This is a genomic window from Tateyamaria sp. 7Alg 36 (assembly GCF_059882455.1).
This window is the reverse complement of sequence record NZ_CM187613.1, coordinates 2,085,700-2,102,710: the sequence shown is the minus strand read 5'-3', so window position 1 is coordinate 2,102,710 and position 17,011 is coordinate 2,085,700. Positions and strand designations below refer to the sequence as shown.

Sequence of the window (17,011 nt, the reverse complement as noted above, 5' to 3'; positions counted from 1 at the left end):
GGGAGAAAACAGTTGGCCAAGATCACCCTCGATAATCTGGCGCATTCCTATCTGCCGAACCCGACCGGCGAAGATGACTATGCGCTCAAGCAGATGAACCACGATTGGGTGGATGGCGAGGCATATGCGCTGCTGGGGTCTTCGGGCTGTGGCAAGTCGACATTGCTGAACATCATCTCGGGCCTTTTGCATCCCAGTCAGGGCCGCATTCTGTTTGATGATGAGGACGTGACCCATGCGCCGACGACGCAGCGCAACATCGCGCAGGTGTTCCAATTTCCTGTCGTCTACGACACGATGACCGTGCGCGATAACCTTGCCTTCCCGCTGCGCAACCGCGGGGCGGAGCCTGCCTATATCCAGCAGCGCGTGCAGCAAATCGCGCAGATGATCGGGATGGAGGCGACGCTGGACCGCAAGGCACGCGGCCTGACGGCAGATGCGAAACAGAAAATCTCGTTGGGTCGTGGTATGGTGCGTGAGGACGTGAACGCCCTGCTGTTTGACGAACCGCTGACCGTGATCGACCCGCATATGAAGTGGGAATTGCGCACCCAGCTTAAGTCGCTGCACCACGAATTCGGCCACACGATGATCTATGTGACCCACGACCAGACCGAGGCGCTGACCTTCGCGGACAAGGTTGTGGTGATGTATGACGGGCGCGTGGTGCAAATGGGCACGCCACAAGAACTGTTCGAACGTCCCGAGCATACGTTCGTCGGTTATTTCATCGGCTCGCCCGGTATGAACGTGCTGAATGCAGAGGTGAACGGCGATACCGCCATTGTTGGCGGCAACGAGATCGCCCTTGGCAACGGTTTCGGCACACCGACCGGCAAGGTCGAGATTGGCGTGCGGCCTGAATTCACCACGCTTACCGATGGAGACGCGGGCCTGCCCGTGACCATCACGCGAGTCGAGGATGTCGGTCGCCACAAGATCGTGCGCGCGGATTTCGAAGGCACGGAAATCAATGTGATCATGGCCGAAGGCGAAACAATCTCGCCCGATATGAACCGCGTCACTTTCGATACATCCGGCGTAAACATCTACGCCGACAGCTGGCGCGTCGCGCCAAAGGGGGAATGAGATGGCTGCCCTTGCGATAATCACCCCCGACGACCTGCACGAAGGGAGTGCGCTATGAACAAGACCGTCAACCAAAAGGCATGGTTCCTTGTCCTGCCGGTTCTCGTCCTTGTGGCCTTTTCCGCCGTCATCCCGTTGATGACAGTTGTCAACTATTCGGTGCAGGACACATTCGGCAATAACCAGTTTTTCTGGGCGGGCCTTGAGTGGTTCAAAGAGATGATGTCGTCCGAACGGATGTGGGACGCATTGGGGCGGCAGATCGCCTTTTCCGCGATCATCCTCGCCATCGAAATTCCTCTGGGCGTCTTTGTGGCACTGAATATGCCGAAAAAAGGTGCGTGGGCGTCGGTCTGCCTGATCCTGATGTCTCTGCCGCTTCTTATCCCGTGGAACGTGGTCGGCACGATCTGGCAGATTTTCGGGCGCGTCGATATCGGCCTGCTTGGCTATACGCTCGATGCGATGGGGATCGACTATAACTATACGCAGAACTTCTATGCTGCGTGGGTGACGGTGATCGTCATGGATGTCTGGCACTGGACGTCGCTGGTTGCGCTGCTGGCCTATGCGGGGCTGCAATCCATCCCGGATGCCTATTATCAGGCTGCCAAGATTGACCAAGCGAGCCGCTGGAAAGTGTTCCGGTTTATCGAGCTGCCAAAGATCATGGGCGTTCTGATGATCGCGATCTTGCTGCGATTCATGGATAGTTTCATGATCTATACCGAGCCTTTCGTCGTGACGGGCGGCGGGCCAGGTAACTCGACCACCTTCCTGTCGATCGACCTTGTCAAAATGGCGCTTGGCCAGTTCGACCTTGGTCCGGCGGCGGCATTCTCGATCATGTATTATCTCGTGATCCTGCTGATCTCATACGTGTTCTACACCGTGATGACCAACCTCGACAAAAGGGACGGCCACTGATGTCTGATGCCGCGAAAAAAGGTGGGCGAATGATGCCGAAGTTCAAAGGCAACGCTGTGGTTATGGCGCTGTACCTGCTGTTCCTGTTGCTGCCGATCTATTGGCTGCTGAACATGAGCCTCAAAACCAACACCGAGATTTTGAACAGCTTTACGCTTTGGCCGGCTGATCTGACCTTTGACAACTATGTGACGATCCTAACCGACCCATCGTGGTACACCGGCTATCTGAACTCGATGGCTTACGTTGTGATGAACGTGGTGATCTCGTTGGCGGTGGCGTTGCCCGCAGCCTACGCGTTCAGCCGCTACAGCTTCTTGGGCGACAAGCACCTGTTCTTCTGGCTGCTGACCAACCGGATGGCGCCGCCTGCCGTATTCGCGCTGCCGTTCTTTCAACTCTACAGCTCGGTCGGGTTGTTCGACACGCATATTGCAGTGGCGCTGGCGCATTGCCTGTTCAACGTACCGCTCGCGGTGTGGATCCTCGAAGGGTTCATGCGCGGCGTACCGAAAGAGATCGACGAAACCGCCTATATTGACGGTTATTCGTTCCCGCGCTTTTTCATCCGTATTTTCACGCCTCTGGTTGCCTCGGGCATCGGTGTCACCGCGTTCTTCCTGTTCATGTTCAGCTGGGTCGAACTGTTGCTTAGCCGCACGTTGACCAGTGTCGACGCCAAGCCGATTGCGGCGACCATGACACGGACCGTCGGTGCGGCGGGAATCGACTGGGGCGTCCTGGCGGCGGCAGGTGTTCTGACCATCCTGCCCGGTGCTTTGGTGATCTATTTTGTCCGCAACTACATCGCCAAGGGCTTTGCCCTCGGTCGCGTGTAAAAGGGAGGAAACGCAATGGAATGGATGGCATGGACTTGGCCCACGGCGGTGTTCTTCGGAATCATCGCGGCCACGCTGATCACCTTTACGGTGCTTGCGATCAAATTCCCCGAAGTGCCCCGTCAGGGTGTGCTCGGGATTGAAACGACGCGGGGTGACCGTTTGTTCATCACGCTGCTTGGTTCGGCCTTTATCAATCTGGCTTGGCTCGGACTGCTCAGCGCACCTCAATGGGGGGCGCTGGTCATCTGCTTCTTCTACGCCTTGGCGGTATTCCGGTGGGTCTGAAAAGAAGCTGAAGGAACCTCGGACTGCAAGAACCGGGGAACCACAATCGTTCTAATTTTGGGAGGAACAAGAATGAACTTGCGATTAAAGGGAACAACGGCGATCGGCCTCGTAGCATGTATGATTGCTGCTCCGGCCTTTGCCGATATGGATGCTGCTAAAGCATTCCTTGACGCCGAGATCGGCGATCAGTCGGTGCTGTCCCGCGCCGAACAGGAAGCAGAGATGCAGTTCTTTATCGACGCGGCCAAACCGTTCGAAGGCATGTCGATCAACGTGGTATCCGAAACCATCGGCACCCACGAATACGAAGCCAACGTTCTGGCCCCAGCGTTCACAGCGATCACCGGTATCGAAGTGACGCATGACCTGATCGGCGAAGGCGACGTTGTTGAAAAGCTGCAAACGCAAATGCAGTCGGGCGAGAACATCTATGACGCCTATATCAACGACTCCGACCTGATCGGTACGCACTGGCGTTACCAGCAGGCGCGCAACCTGACCGACTGGATGGAAGGCGAGGGCGCAGCCGTCACCAACCCGAACCTAGATCTGGAAGACTTCATCGGCCTGTCCTTTACAACCGGCCCCGATGGCAAAGTGTACCAGCTGCCCGACCAGCAGTTCGCGAACCTCTACTGGTTCCGCTACGATTGGTTCAACGACGAAAAGAACAAGGCCGATTTCAAAGAGGCCTATGGCTATGACCTTGGCGTTCCCGTGAACTGGACCGCCTACGAAGACATCGCAGAATTCTTCACCGGTCGCGACCTGTCGCATCTGGGTGTCGATGGCGAAGTGTTCGGCAACATGGACTACGGTAAGAAAGACCCGTCGCTGGGCTGGCGTTACACTGACGCGTGGCTGTCGATGGCCGGTGCCGGTGACGTGGGCGAACCAAACGGTCTGCCCGTCGACGAATGGGGTATCCGCGTCAACGAAAACTCGCAGCCTGTCGGGTCTTGCGTGGCACGTGGCGGGGCGACCAACGGTCCAGCGGCTGTCTATGCGATCACCAAGGCGATCGAGTGGCTTGAAAAGTACTCGCCCCCTGCGGCGGCTGGTATGACATTCTCCGAAGCGGGCCCAATCCCCGCGCAAGGGAACGTCGCCCAGCAGATGTTCTGGTACACGGCCTTTACCGCAGCGTCGGTTGAACCCGATCTGCCGGTCATGAACGAAGATGGCACGCCAAAATGGCGTATGGCGCCATCGCCTCACGGTGCATATTGGACCGAAGGCACCAAGATCGGCTATCAGGATGCCGGTTCGTGGACGTTGATGAAGTCGACACCTGTTGATCGTGCCCAAGCGGCTTGGCTCTATGCCCAGTTCGTTACGTCCAAAACCGTAGACGTGAAGAAAAGCCATGTTGGTCTGACATTCATTCGTGAATCGACGATCCAGCACGAAAGCTTCACCGAGCGTGCACCGCGTCTAGGTGGTCTGGTAGAATTCTACCGTTCGCCTGCACGTGTGCAGTGGTCGCCAACAGGCACAAACGTTCCGGACTATCCCAAGCTGGCACAGCTGTGGTGGCAGAACATCGGCGACGCCATGTCGGGTGCCAAGACACCACAAGAAGCGCTGGATGCGCTTTGTGCGGATCAAGAGCGTGTGCTTGAGCGTCTGGAACGCGCAGGTGTCCAAGGTGAATACGGTCCGGTCCTAAACGAAGAGCAGGATCCGGAGTACTGGCTGAGCCAGCCCGGTTCGCCCAAGGCGAAACTGGCTAACGAGGACGAAGAACCAGTGACCGTCGCTTATGACGAACTGATCCAGTCCTGGAAGTAAGTCTGTTATCCGGGGCCAGCACGCTGGCCCCGGATTTTTTCTGACCCCGCGCGGTCTGTTGCTCTCATATATATAGAGTACGAGAAGCGCCCCTCCGGTCACCCATCCCCCTGACAGCCTGAAACTGACGCGACTCGCACCGGATTCTGTGCGGTGTTTGCTGTGTCCTCGTCCTTCTGAGTGGCGAATCCGTGGGAGAGGGGGCGTCGTTCATCGAAAATTACCTCCGCTGATCGTGATTCTGCCAAATTACGTCGACTAGAATCGTCTACCGAACAGCTCGAACGGCGGTTTTTCCGAGTCGGTCACATGGAATCGCCTACGAGTCACGACTCGCGCGAGGTGAATCGGAATCGATTCCGTTCCAATTCACGGCGATCTGGTGGATAACTCTGAGGATAAGGTGATTTGCCCGCCCCGAGGCGGCGAAGCGGTCCGGTTTTACGAGTAATTTTCCACCGATATGACCCGAGGTCCGCGAAATATCATTTCCTAAAGCACTGGGTTTACGCGAAAAATGGCGATTTTTGCGGGAAAACGCATTTTCTTGAAAAAACCGCTTGCGGGTCTGAGCCACTAACCCTAGAACCCACTTCACCGGCGGCGCAGCGATGCACCAACGGGGCGCCAGACGGGCGGGACGAAGCGGCAACGCAACAGACCGAGACGAGACGCAAGAACAAAATCAGAGGTAATCGAGGCGGGGCGCGCCAAAGAAGTTAGGGCGCATCCAGTCACTTTTGTCTCTACGCTCTTTGAAATTGATAGTAACTGAAGAGATATGTGGGCGGTTTGGTTCATTTCGATGGATCAACGTCTGTATATCGCGCTAGTAGGAACGGCCCTCGTGGTTTGACCGATGATCTAGTGTCAGCTTCACTGTTTGGACGGTTTCTTGTTTTCTTATGAAAACCTGAAGCACAACAAACAGAAGACTGTCCCATTTGAACAATGGGACGATGTGCAGAGGTTCGAACGTCAAGGATATGTCAGCAATGACATTTCAACTTGAGAGTTTGATCCTGGCTCAGAACGAACGCTGGCGGCAGGCCTAACACATGCAAGTCGAGCGCACCTTCGGGTGAGCGGCGGACGGGTTAGTAACGCGTGGGAACATACCCTTCTCTACGGAATAGCCTCGGGAAACTGAGAGTAATACCGTATACGCCCTTCGGGGGAAAGATTTATCGGAGAAGGATTGGCCCGCGTTAGATTAGATAGTTGGTGGGGTAATGGCCTACCAAGTCTACGATCTATAGCTGGTTTTAGAGGATGATCAGCAACACTGGGACTGAGACACGGCCCAGACTCCTACGGGAGGCAGCAGTGGGGAATCTTAGACAATGGGCGCAAGCCTGATCTAGCCATGCCGCGTGAGTGATGAAGGCCTTAGGGTCGTAAAGCTCTTTCGCCAGGGATGATAATGACAGTACCTGGTAAAGAAACCCCGGCTAACTCCGTGCCAGCAGCCGCGGTAATACGGAGGGGGTTAGCGTTGTTCGGAATTACTGGGCGTAAAGCGCACGTAGGCGGACTAATAAGTCAGAGGTGAAATCCCAGGGCTCAACCCTGGAACTGCCTTTGATACTGTTAGTCTTGAGTTCGAGAGAGGTGAGTGGAATTCCGAGTGTAGAGGTGAAATTCGTAGATATTCGGAGGAACACCAGTGGCGAAGGCGGCTCACTGGCTCGATACTGACGCTGAGGTGCGAAAGTGTGGGGAGCAAACAGGATTAGATACCCTGGTAGTCCACACCGTAAACGATGAATGCCAGTCGTCGGGCAGTATACTGTTCGGTGACACACCTAACGGATTAAGCATTCCGCCTGGGGAGTACGGTCGCAAGATTAAAACTCAAAGGAATTGACGGGGGCCCGCACAAGCGGTGGAGCATGTGGTTTAATTCGAAGCAACGCGCAGAACCTTACCAACCCTTGACATCCTGTGACAACTCGAGAGATCGAGCGTTCCTTAGGGACACAGTGACAGGTGCTGCATGGCTGTCGTCAGCTCGTGTCGTGAGATGTTCGGTTAAGTCCGGCAACGAGCGCAACCCACATCTTTAGTTGCCAGCAGTTCGGCTGGGCACTCTAAAGAAACTGCCCGTGATAAGCGGGAGGAAGGTGTGGATGACGTCAAGTCCTCATGGCCCTTACGGGTTGGGCTACACACGTGCTACAATGGCAAGTACAGTGGGTTAATCCCCAAAACTTGTCTCAGTTCGGATTGGGGTCTGCAACTCGACCCCATGAAGTCGGAATCGCTAGTAATCGCGTAACAGCATGACGCGGTGAATACGTTCCCGGGCCTTGTACACACCGCCCGTCACACCATGGGAGTTGGTTCTACCCGACGGCCGTGCGCTAACCTTTTGGAGGCAGCGGACCACGGTAGGATCAGCGACTGGGGTGAAGTCGTAACAAGGTAGCCGTAGGGGAACCTGCGGCTGGATCACCTCCTTTCTAAGGATGTTCCTAGCCAGATTTGTTCGCAAATCTCATGGAACACTTAGCAAGAGACGCAAACAAAGCGTCTCAAACATCAGGGCATCTTAGATGACCCTTTGAGCCAGGCCGTCCTCGTATCTCTTCAGTATAAAGAACACGGGCTACCGCCCGTATGGGTCGGTAGCTCAGGTGGTTAGAGCGCACGCCTGATAAGCGTGAGGTCGGAGGTTCAAGTCCTCCTCGACCCACCAGTCCTTTCGGGGCCTTAGCTCAGCTGGGAGAGCGCCTGATTTGCATTCAGGAGGTCAGGAGTTCGATCCTCCTAGGCTCCACCATTTGGTCTTGTCCTTATCCTCACTTCGGGTCTAAATCCGGATATGAAGATTTGTGCAATAACAATGGTGTATCAAGATTACTGGGCGCTTGCTCAGTGGATCATGCACTATTCCAAGCAGGTTGGTATCGAAAACCTTTACGTCGTGGTCCACGGACCAGATGCAAAGGTTAACGAAATCGCTAAGGGCGCGAATATCTGGAACATTCCACGTGATACGCTGGAAGGTTTCGACAAACGTCGCAACAAGATGTTGAACGACTTTCAGTCAGGTCTCCTTCGGTTTTATGACTGGGTGATCCGCACTGATGCAGACGAACTCATCTGTGTTGATCCTGATATGCACGGCTCACTTGCCGCGCTGCTTGGCAAAGTTAAGGACACAGCAGTCTTTTCAATCGGTCTGAACGTTTTCGAACAGCCGATGGAAAAAGAACTTCCAAACGACGAGCCGGTTTTCGCGCGTCGCTCTGCGGCGATCGTAACTGGGAACTACAGCAAGGCCTGGGCCATTTCAGACAGTGCTCCGCTTATGCGGCACGGTGTGAAAATTGCGCACGAAGGACAGCAAAAGTACTCGTACTGCTTTCCAGAGGGTGTCTTTCTCGTTCACCTCAAGTTCGCAAGCATCGCAGCATTGGCCAAGGTCAATGAAGCACGCAAAGAAGTCGCAAGATCCGGAGTTCCTGGTGTACCCGGTTGGGGCTGGAAACGCGCAGATGCACATGCAATGCGCTTTTTCGAGAAATCAGAAGAGCTTGGGTTCGCATCATGGTCCGATGCACTGGAACTTGCTTATCAGCAAATTCCAACGGACATGAAGTTTGACGAAAATGACGGCGTGATCAGATCGCCCGGCATACCGTTCCTTGCAAAAACCAGACTGCCGAAGTGGTTCAAAGATATGTAATGGATTGCATCAGTAAGAGCGTTTATGCGCTTTTACTCGTCCAATCTGGACGCTGCTGACAGGTTAAGCTGCAGCAAATTGACATCGTATAGAGAGATACAGTTACTTTGAGAGCAATCTCAAATGTAACAATCAACACTGTTTGATCGCGCCGAGTGTGGCGATGATCTCAGATTGGTTCTGTGTTTAGCTTAGTAGTCGCAAGGCGAAGAGCAGATGCAGAAGGCGACTTATCGAATGTTTCCTCGTTCGACCTGACGTATCCCAGCTGAAACAAACAGAGTTGTCCAAGTCAAGTACACTAACCAGAGCAGTCAGGTTGTGGTCCCGCACGGAACACAATCAGTAACGACTGTTCATTTGTCAGCATGGTTACAAAACATGCTGGCGGGTAAAGTATGCTTTTGATCTCAGAAGAAGGCCGCATTTAGTTACCAGCTGTGCGGTCGTGTTAGACACGCTGACCTCAAGTAGCCGCAAGGCGATAGGTCGTCAGTCAAGTCTTTCTTTTTCTGGATCAAATCAAGCGCGAGAAGGGCGTTTGGTGAATGCCTTGGCAGTAAGAGGCGATGAAAGACGTGATACTCTGCGATAAGCCATGGGGAGCTGAGAATAAGCTTTGATCCATGGATTTCTGAATGGGGCAACCCACCTGACAGTTTCATATTGTTGCGCAAGCACTCAATATGTCGCTGAAACAGGTACTTATAGACTGAATACATAGGTTTATAAGAGCAAACCCGGGGAACTGAAACATCTAAGTACCCGGAGGAAAGGAAATCAATTGATACTCCCCTAGTAGCGGCGAGCGAACGGGGACCAGCCGAGCCGAAATTGTGACTAGAACAACCTGGAAAGGTTGACCATAGCGGGTGACAGTCCCGTATAGGAAGCATGATCGGACGTATTAAGTAGGACGGGACACGTGAAATCCTGTTTGAAGATCGGAGGACCACCTTCGAAGGCTAAGTACTCCTTACTGACCGATAGTGAACCAGTACCGTGAGGGAAAGGTGAAAAGCACCCCGACGAGGGGAGTGAAACAGCTCCTGAAACCGAACGCCTACAAACAGTTGGAGGGCCCTTGAGGCCTGACAGCGTACCTTTTGTATAATGGGTCATCGACTTGGTCTATCTAGCAAGCTTAAGCCGTTAGGTGTAGGCGCAGCGAAAGCGAGTCTTAATAGGGCGAATGAGTTAGGTGGATCAGACCCGAAACCGAGTGATCTAGGCATGACCAGGATGAAGGTAAGGTAACACTTACTGGAGGTCCGAACCCACACCTGTTGAAAAAGGTCGGGATGAGTTGTGCCTAGGGGTGAAAGGCCAATCAAACTCGGAGATAGCTGGTTCTCTGCGAAATCTATTTAGGTAGAGCGTCATCCGAATACCCCGGGGGGTAGAGCACTGGATGGGTAATGGGGCCCCACAGGCTTACTGATCCTAACCAAACTCCGAATACCCGGGAGTACTAGATGGCAGACACACGGCGAATGCTAACGTCCGTCGTGGAGAGGGAAACAACCCTGACCTACAGCTAAGGCCCCTAATTCATGGCTAAGTGGGAAAGCAGGTGGGACGACCATAACAACCAGGAGGTTGGCTTAGAAGCAGCCATCCTTTAAAGATAGCGTAACAGCTCACTGGTCTAAATAAGTTGTCCTGCGGCGAAGATGTAACGGGGCTCAAGCCATGAGCCGAAGCTTAGGATGCACATAGTGCATGGTAGCAGAGCGTAGTGTGACATAACTCCAATCCTCTTTTGCATCCCTCGGGATGTAGCGGAGGATACGGAGTTTTCTGTGAAGCCGGCGCGTGAGCGATCCGGTGGAGAGATCACTAGTGAGAATGATGACATGAGTAGCGACAAAGAGTGTGAGAGACACTCTCGCCGAAAGTCCAAGGGTTCCTGCTTAAAGCTAATCTGAGCAGGGTAAGCCGACCCCTAAGGCGAGGCCGAAAGGCGTAGTCGATGGGAACCAGGTTAATATTCCTGGGCCGTGGAATGGTGACGGATCTCGAAGGTAGTTCATCCTTATCGGATTGAATGGGCTGCTTAGAGGTTCCTGGAAATAGCCTTCCTATAAGATCGTACCCTAAACCGACACAGGTGGACTGGTAGAGAATACCAAGGCGCTTGAGAGAACTATGTTGAAGGAACTCGGCAAAATACCTCCGTAAGTTCGCGAGAAGGAGGCCCGGTTCCTAGGCAACTAGGGGCTGGGGGCACAAACCAGGGGGTGGCGACTGTTTATTAAAAACACAGGGCTCTGCGAAGTCGCAAGACGACGTATAGGGTCTGACGCCTGCCCGGTGCCTGAAGGTTAAAAGGAGGGGTGAGAGCTCTGAATTGAAGCCCAGGTAAACGGCGGCCGTAACTATAACGGTCCTAAGGTAGCGAAATTCCTTGTCGGGTAAGTTCCGACCTGCACGAATGGCGTAACGACTTCCCCGCTGTCTCCAACATAGACTCAGCGAAATTGAATTACCGGTCAAGATGCCGGTTACCCGCGGTTAGACGGAAAGACCCCGTGCACCTTTACTACAGCTTCACACTGGCATTAGGCCGAACATGTGCAGAATAGGTGGTAGACTTTGAAGCAGGAACGCCAGTTTCTGTGGAGTCACCTTTGAGATACCACCCTTGTTCTGCTTGATGTCTAACCGCGGTCCGTTATCCGGATCCGGGACCCTGTGTGGCGGGTAGTTTGACTGGGGCGGTCGCCTCCTAAATCGTAACGGAGGCGCGCGAAGGTTGGCTCAGAGCGGTCGGAAATCGCTCGTTGAGTGCAATGGCAGAAGCCAGCCTGACTGCGAGACTGACAAGTCGAGCAGAGTCGAAAGACGGCCATAGTGATCCGGTGGTCCCAAGTGGGAGGGCCATCGCTCAACGGATAAAAGGTACGCCGGGGATAACAGGCTGATACTGCCCAAGAGTCCATATCGACGGCAGTGTTTGGCACCTCGATGTCGGCTCATCTCATCCTGGGGCTGGAGCAGGTCCCAAGGGTACGGCTGTTCGCCGTTTAAAGAGGTACGTGAGCTGGGTTTAGAACGTCGTGAGACAGTTCGGTCCCTATCTTCCGTGGGTGTAGGATACTTGAGAGGAGTTGCCCCTAGTACGAGAGGACCGGGGTGAACGATCCACTGGTGGACCAGTTGTCGTGCCAACGGCAGTGCTGGGTAGCTATGATCGGACAGGATAACCGCTGAAGGCATCTAAGCGGGAAGCCCCCCTCAAAACAAGGTATCCCTGAGGGCCGTGGTAGACCACCACGTCGATAGGCCAGAGATGTAAGTGCAGTAATGCATTCAGTTGACTGGTACTAATTGCCCGATAGGCTTGATTTGATCCAGTAAAAGCAAGACTCCATAGTCATGCGATGAACGATAAATCAAAAGCATACACAGCTTAAACGAAAGTCGTACGCGACTTGGACAACACGTTGATTACATCTAAAGGTCTTTTTTGGTTTGGTGATCATAGCGCAAGCAAAACACCCGGTCCCATCCCGAACCCGGCCGTTAAGTGCTGTAGCGCCGATGGTACTGCGTCTTAAGGCGTGGGAGAGTAGGTCATTGCCAAACCTAATAAGACCTTTAATTGTAAATCAAAGTATCTCTCTTACGATGACACAAAATCAAACCACACGAACTTCTGAACTAGATTGCTGATCGCTCGTAGAGCTCGGGGAATCGTTCGTCGTTCTTTTAGGTCGCAACTATGGCTACTATTCAGTGCTGATGCGAGCTGTCGAGCACGCGAAAAAAAACTTGAAAATACATGTGCAATAGCGCTTGAACCCTCTGCCTACGAATAGTAGGACACACCAACCAAATGGCGCGGGATGGAGCAGCCCGGTAGCTCGTCAGGCTCATAACCTGAAGGTCGTAGGTTCAAATCCTACTCCCGCAACCAATAAAAAAAGGCCCTGCAGCGTGAAAACGTTGCAGGGCCTTTTTTTTGTGTCCGGCGGGTGTCCGAGAATGGAAACTGTATGACATGGCGGGTGACCACTCCAACAGAAGCTGAAAGTGGTGGGGTCTGACCCACTACACCATGTTTTGTCAGACCGAGCTACCCGTCTAGAGCGACAGTGGCGTTCTCGGTCCCAGGAAATTTTTAGAATTTCGAATTGGTTCAGAATGGTTCGTTGCACTCGGGAAGAATACTCAAGGGAGGGGTGACCGCGCGGCGTGCGGTGTCCGCTCCAATGGATGCCGCCCGGCAGAGTCCGCCGTCCAGTTCTTATTGAAAGACAGTGCAGGCGTGAACCGGCGGGTCGCGCTGTAAGGCGGTAGTGGGTCACTTTGAAATATAAAAGTTTGTCGTCGCGCGAGGCAATGTTTATCTTAGGGTCATGAGTGATGAATATGAAATTAGTGTCCGTTCGCGAGGAGGTAGTGGTAAGTATGCAAAGCACGCTTGGTCGGTCTATGCGCCGGGCGGTGAGGAAATAGCATCAGGCGAGGAAGCTGGGGCGGACAAAAATGCTCGTGCTGCCGCCGAGCGCGCCAAAAACGAACACTATATGAAAGCGAGAAATCGCAGATGAGCGACAAACCCAAGAGACCCCGTGACGCCAACCAGCTTGCCAAGTTCATCGTGGCCGTGGCGACGGGCGAGGAAGGCGGCAACCGAATTTTGTCTGTTTCATCAAAGGGCGGCAAAGCCCGCGCAGAATCTCTGTCTACGGCGCGTAGAAAAGAGATTGCCAAGAAGGCTGCTGAAACTAGATGGGCAAAACGCCCTGCTCCCTCTGAAGAAGAGTAGACCGGGCAGCCTCATCAATCATCCCCCTCTGTATCCCTCTAATTATCACATACGGCTGCATCATCGGGTCAGAGAATCGGAATGTCTGGCGTCTTTCGCCCCCCCTGCAGATCAAGATATTGCCACCTTCCTCACTGGAGAACCGTCTAAGGTGGCGTTCAAAATGTGCGATACGTTTTCTCTCCTTTACGATGGCGCTGTACGGCTCCACCACGTCGTTTGCCGTGAAGAATCCGTCTTCGTCAGATTTGGCCAATGCGCACGCCAGCAAAGACTCCTGAAAAAAATTGGCTTGGTTGCTGCGCGTTGCGGCCCTGTACTCATCCTTAAAAGATGCTTCGGTATCCTTTATGAAGCGTTCCATAGACGCCTCTACATCATCATTGGTAACGGATAGGCGCCTATTTTCGATAGCCACAAGCGCGGCATGTTTCGAAAGCGTCTGCGTGAAGAACGGGAGGCCGCGAGATAGTGTAATAATTGTCCAGATGGCATCCGGTTCAAATCGCATTACCGTCCTTGATGCCCGGTTTGTAATTATCTCCTTAAGTTCCCTGTCATCCATCCGGCTTAAGGGGATTTGCACAAGGGGCCTGTTGATAGACGCGTGATCCTCAACCAACTGGCCGATGCTTTCTGCAACTCCCACTAAGATTATCGTGGTAGTTGTTGCATAGTCATAGAGTTCTTTAATTAGATTCGCGGTAAGCGCTTTCGCATCATCATTTTCCAGCTTGTCGTACTCATCGACAATAATGACCGGCAGCGCATTCGGTGAGCATTTAGCCAATTCACGCCTAATTTCCGAGGGGGTAATTTTGGTGAAAGTGATATCTATTGGCGCATAGTCCGCCTTGCCAGTGGCGCTTGCGGACGCTTTTAGTTCTTCTAGCGCTCTGATCCACAATGTTGAGAAATCATCTGCTGGGCTGGCTTGGACGCGAGCAACCACAAAGCTCTGCAGCATCTTGTTGTAGCGCTTCCAGAATACGTTGGAGAGCGATGTCTTCCCTACTCCACGCTCCCCAAAAAGAACAACATGCTTAGACTTCTCCATCACCGCACGAAGCATTCTAGATACCTCTTCTGAACGCCCTGCAAACAGATCCTCTTCTGAAATTGGGGCCCCGTCAAAGAGGCCGGAAATTTCAAACTCTAGGATAAGCCAATCGTCTGCGGTTTTCGGCTTTTTGTTTACGGAAAGCTTCATCTGGGCCTCGAATCGATTGCATTAGTGTTGATTGAAGGCATACACCTGTTGAGTGGAGCGTAAAAGGTGTTGATTGTTGTGATCAGGCCAGCCGAATCTGCTTGCAAGGGTCAGTTTGAAAATTTATATTGAGCTTATGAGAAGATTGGACACCAGAGCCCGCGCCCTGATCATGCGCCTTCTGGTGGAAGGTAACTCTATTCGCGCAACATCGCGCATCGCGGACGTGAGCAAGAACACGGTCGCCAAACTGCTGGAGGATGCTGGCAAGGCCTGCGCCAAATTCCACGACGAGAACGTGCGCGACGTAGAAGCCAACCATGTACAGGCAGATGAGATATGGGCTTTCTGCTACGCCAAAGAGCGCAACGTGAAGGGTGCAAAGGCTGCACCCGCTGACGCAGGCGATATCTGGGCTTGGACCGCAATGGATCGGGACAGCAAGTTGATGATCTCCTACACAGTAGGCGACTGCTCACAGGCAACGGCGCGTGAGTTCATGTTCGATCTGGCAGGCCGCTTGGCGACCCGCATCCAACTGGCCACGGACGGGCATAGCGGCTACCTCAAGGCCGTTACAGATGCATTCTCCGGCGACGTGGACTACGACGCTATGCTGATCAAGCAATACGGCGACCCTAAAGGCCAGAAGGGCCACGAGCGCAAGTATTCCCCCGCCGAATGCACCGGCGCAAAGAAAGAAGCGATATTTGGAAAGCCTGACATGGAACAGGTCGGCACATCGCATATCGAGCGCCAAAGCCTGACAATGCGCATGGGTATGCGCCGCTTCACCCGACTAACAAACGCATTCAGCAAGAAAGCCGAGAACCACGCCTATGCGGTTGCTCTGCACTTCATGCACTACAACTATTGCCGAATCCACAAGACACTTCGCGTGACGCCAGCGATGGCCGCTGGCCTTGTGGAGAGCCCTTGGGAAGTGGAAGACATTGTTATGCTGGTGGAAAAAGCTGAAGACGCTAAACCTAAGGCCCGTGGACCCTATAAGAAGAAAGCCGTTTGATTGCCTATTAAATTCCACCCCCGAGCGGGCCAAATTCTTATGTGTAATTTCAAAGGCTTCGTTGAGCCTGAAATGGTTAAGGTAAGGCCAGTTATGGTTATTTCGCCAAAGCTGCCGTACCGATCTCATATTGTCGCTATCGTGCCTATCAGCCTAAGCGGTCCAACCCACAAGGAGCCTTACGTTGTCCGCCTGTCTAAAAACTACCATCCGATGGAAAAAGACGACCTTCCATGCTGGGCAAAATGTGATCTGGTTCTGAATATTGGATTGCATCGCCTTGAGGGGTTCAAGTTAGACCGACGCAAGTGGGTTACGCCTCAAGCCAGTCCCGAGGATTTACGCGACGTTAGGACCGCCGTGTTACACGGTCTCGGCGTTCACAATTTCGGTCAGTAGCCACTTCTGACTTGATTTGGTGACAAGTGGTCACTAGTTACTAGATTGTATCCTGTTTATCGGGCTTTAAGACCTAGAGCACTAGGCAGGCTGATCACCGAGCGATGACAAGCTTAGATTAGCCTAGATATTGTCAAAGTCCTTGAAGGCCCCGCCTCGGTGGGGTCTTCTTGTTTCCGGCATGAAAAAACATATTTCAAAGTGACCCACTACCCAGCTAGGTAACGCAGTGCCTGTGGATCTCGCACGCATCGTGGCCCGCAGTGTGCGCAAGCAGCTCGAGGCGGTTGCTTAAGCAGGTAAACCGCGAGAAATCGACGCTGAACACTCTGTTATGGTTGACGCGCTTTTGAACTGCGCGATCAAACTAGGTTTCCTTGAGGAGTTCCGCATTGCTCATGCACTTTATCGGTTGGAGACGTGGCGGTAGTTAAGTAGGCGATGCATCTAGCCCCCGACGTAGTAAGTCACATCTATCCGAACGACTGCTATATTGACGCGTAGCGTCAATATAGCAGTCCAGGGCAACACTTCTGGACCATGGGGGGCATGCGTGTTCATTGCTTGCGTTTTATCGCAGCATCCGCGAAGCCGACATCCATCCGTAGACATCGCCAACCTAGCTAACCGGTAAAGCCACAAGCAATCATCAGATTGACCTCTTTGCCCCCGCCGCCGCTTCGAAGCGGTAAAGAGACTTCAGCTGTGGGCAACAGACCACTATCGTACTGACGGATAGCATCAATACTGTTGGAACCGAACAACGCTTACGAGCCTAAACCGCCGTTCGCAAAAATGGATGTCGCTGCAACGCAGCTTCTGCGAGCTGGCCTTTCGGCACATCGCGCCAGAACTGGATGTGCGAAGGTCAGCAGTGCGGAACAAGACTACTGTGTGTTGGGCGCAGATGAATGGGAGATCTGGGGTGGATCGCGGTCGAGAAGGTTCGATCAGCAAAGCTATTCTAGCT

At 53.4% G+C, this 17,011-nt stretch carries 10 protein-coding genes, 3 tRNA genes and 3 rRNA genes; 15 read left to right on the top strand and 1 reads right to left on the bottom strand.

The window, feature by feature from the left end; translation table 11 throughout:
- Nucleotides 1-12 precede the first annotated feature (12 nt).
- The 13 genes from AC6GQJ_RS10300 to AC6GQJ_RS10240 all read left to right on the top strand — a co-directional run bounded on the left by AC6GQJ_RS10300 (nucleotide 13) and on the right by AC6GQJ_RS10240 (nucleotide 13,405).
- Nucleotides 13-1,092 carry an ABC transporter ATP-binding protein gene (locus tag AC6GQJ_RS10300; protein ID WP_500767877.1) on the top strand — a complete coding sequence of 360 codons (1,080 nt, stop codon included), beginning with the start codon at nucleotides 13-15 and terminating at the stop codon, nucleotides 1,090-1,092.
- 54 nt (nucleotides 1,093-1,146) lie between these two features.
- Nucleotides 1,147-2,019 (top strand): carbohydrate ABC transporter permease, encoded by an 873-nt coding sequence (locus AC6GQJ_RS10295; RefSeq protein ID WP_500767875.1) that lies wholly within the window; start codon nucleotides 1,147-1,149, stop codon nucleotides 2,017-2,019.
- Nucleotides 2,019-2,858 (top strand): carbohydrate ABC transporter permease, encoded by an 840-nt coding sequence (locus AC6GQJ_RS10290; RefSeq protein ID WP_500767873.1) that lies wholly within the window; start codon nucleotides 2,019-2,021, stop codon nucleotides 2,856-2,858. The genes AC6GQJ_RS10295 and AC6GQJ_RS10290 overlap by 1 nt, the downstream gene beginning before the upstream one ends.
- Before the next feature lie 15 nt (nucleotides 2,859-2,873).
- The gene (locus AC6GQJ_RS10285; protein ID WP_500767871.1) at nucleotides 2,874-3,146 is read left to right on the top strand and encodes a DUF2160 domain-containing protein; all 273 of its coding nucleotides are present in this window, start codon (nucleotides 2,874-2,876) and stop codon (nucleotides 3,144-3,146) included.
- Between the two features lie 72 nt (nucleotides 3,147-3,218).
- A complete protein-coding gene (locus tag AC6GQJ_RS10280; RefSeq protein WP_500767869.1) occupies nucleotides 3,219-4,940 on the top strand; it encodes an ABC transporter substrate-binding protein in 1,722 nt (573 codons plus the stop codon).
- A 1,004-nt stretch (nucleotides 4,941-5,944) separates the two neighbouring features.
- Nucleotides 5,945-7,402: ribosomal RNA gene (locus tag AC6GQJ_RS10275) — 16S ribosomal RNA — on the top strand.
- Between the two features lie 159 nt (nucleotides 7,403-7,561).
- Nucleotides 7,562-7,638 (top strand) — tRNA-Ile (locus AC6GQJ_RS10270).
- An 8-nt stretch (nucleotides 7,639-7,646) separates the two neighbouring features.
- Nucleotides 7,647-7,722, top strand: a tRNA-Ala gene (locus tag AC6GQJ_RS10265).
- A 63-nt stretch (nucleotides 7,723-7,785) separates the two neighbouring features.
- Entirely contained in the window at nucleotides 7,786-8,631 is an 846-nt protein-coding gene (locus tag AC6GQJ_RS10260) for a glycosyltransferase family 2 protein (protein WP_500767867.1), read from the top strand.
- A 520-nt stretch (nucleotides 8,632-9,151) separates the two neighbouring features.
- A 23S ribosomal RNA gene (locus AC6GQJ_RS10255) occupies nucleotides 9,152-11,982 on the top strand.
- A gap of 122 nt (nucleotides 11,983-12,104) precedes the next feature.
- A 5S ribosomal RNA gene (rrf, locus tag AC6GQJ_RS10250) occupies nucleotides 12,105-12,219 on the top strand.
- The 16S, 23S and 5S rRNA genes sit together here with 3 tRNA genes alongside, the layout of an rRNA operon.
- A gap of 254 nt (nucleotides 12,220-12,473) precedes the next feature.
- Nucleotides 12,474-12,550 (top strand) — tRNA-Met (locus AC6GQJ_RS10245).
- Between the two features lie 633 nt (nucleotides 12,551-13,183).
- Complete coding sequence (locus tag AC6GQJ_RS10240; protein ID WP_500767865.1) at nucleotides 13,184-13,405, top strand: histone H1; 222 nt, start codon at nucleotides 13,184-13,186, stop codon at nucleotides 13,403-13,405.
- Here AC6GQJ_RS10240 and AC6GQJ_RS10235 read toward each other — a convergent pair.
- The gene (locus tag AC6GQJ_RS10235) at nucleotides 13,365-14,615 is read right to left on the bottom strand and encodes an nSTAND1 domain-containing NTPase (RefSeq protein WP_500767863.1); all 1,251 of its coding nucleotides are present in this window, start codon (nucleotides 14,613-14,615) and stop codon (nucleotides 13,365-13,367) included. The genes AC6GQJ_RS10240 and AC6GQJ_RS10235 overlap by 41 nt on opposite strands.
- Before the next feature lie 136 nt (nucleotides 14,616-14,751).
- Here AC6GQJ_RS10235 and AC6GQJ_RS10230 point away from each other — a divergent pair, with 136 nt between their 5' ends.
- Together AC6GQJ_RS10230 and AC6GQJ_RS10225 are read left to right on the top strand one after the other, a co-directional pair.
- Entirely contained in the window at nucleotides 14,752-15,642 is an 891-nt protein-coding gene (locus AC6GQJ_RS10230; RefSeq protein ID WP_500773885.1) for an IS1 family transposase, read from the top strand.
- Nucleotides 15,643-16,041: a type II toxin-antitoxin system PemK/MazF family toxin gene (locus AC6GQJ_RS10225; protein ID WP_500767861.1), complete on the top strand. Its 399-nt coding sequence runs from the start codon at nucleotides 15,643-15,645 to the stop codon at nucleotides 16,039-16,041.
- The last annotated feature ends 970 nt before the right edge of the window (nucleotides 16,042-17,011 follow it).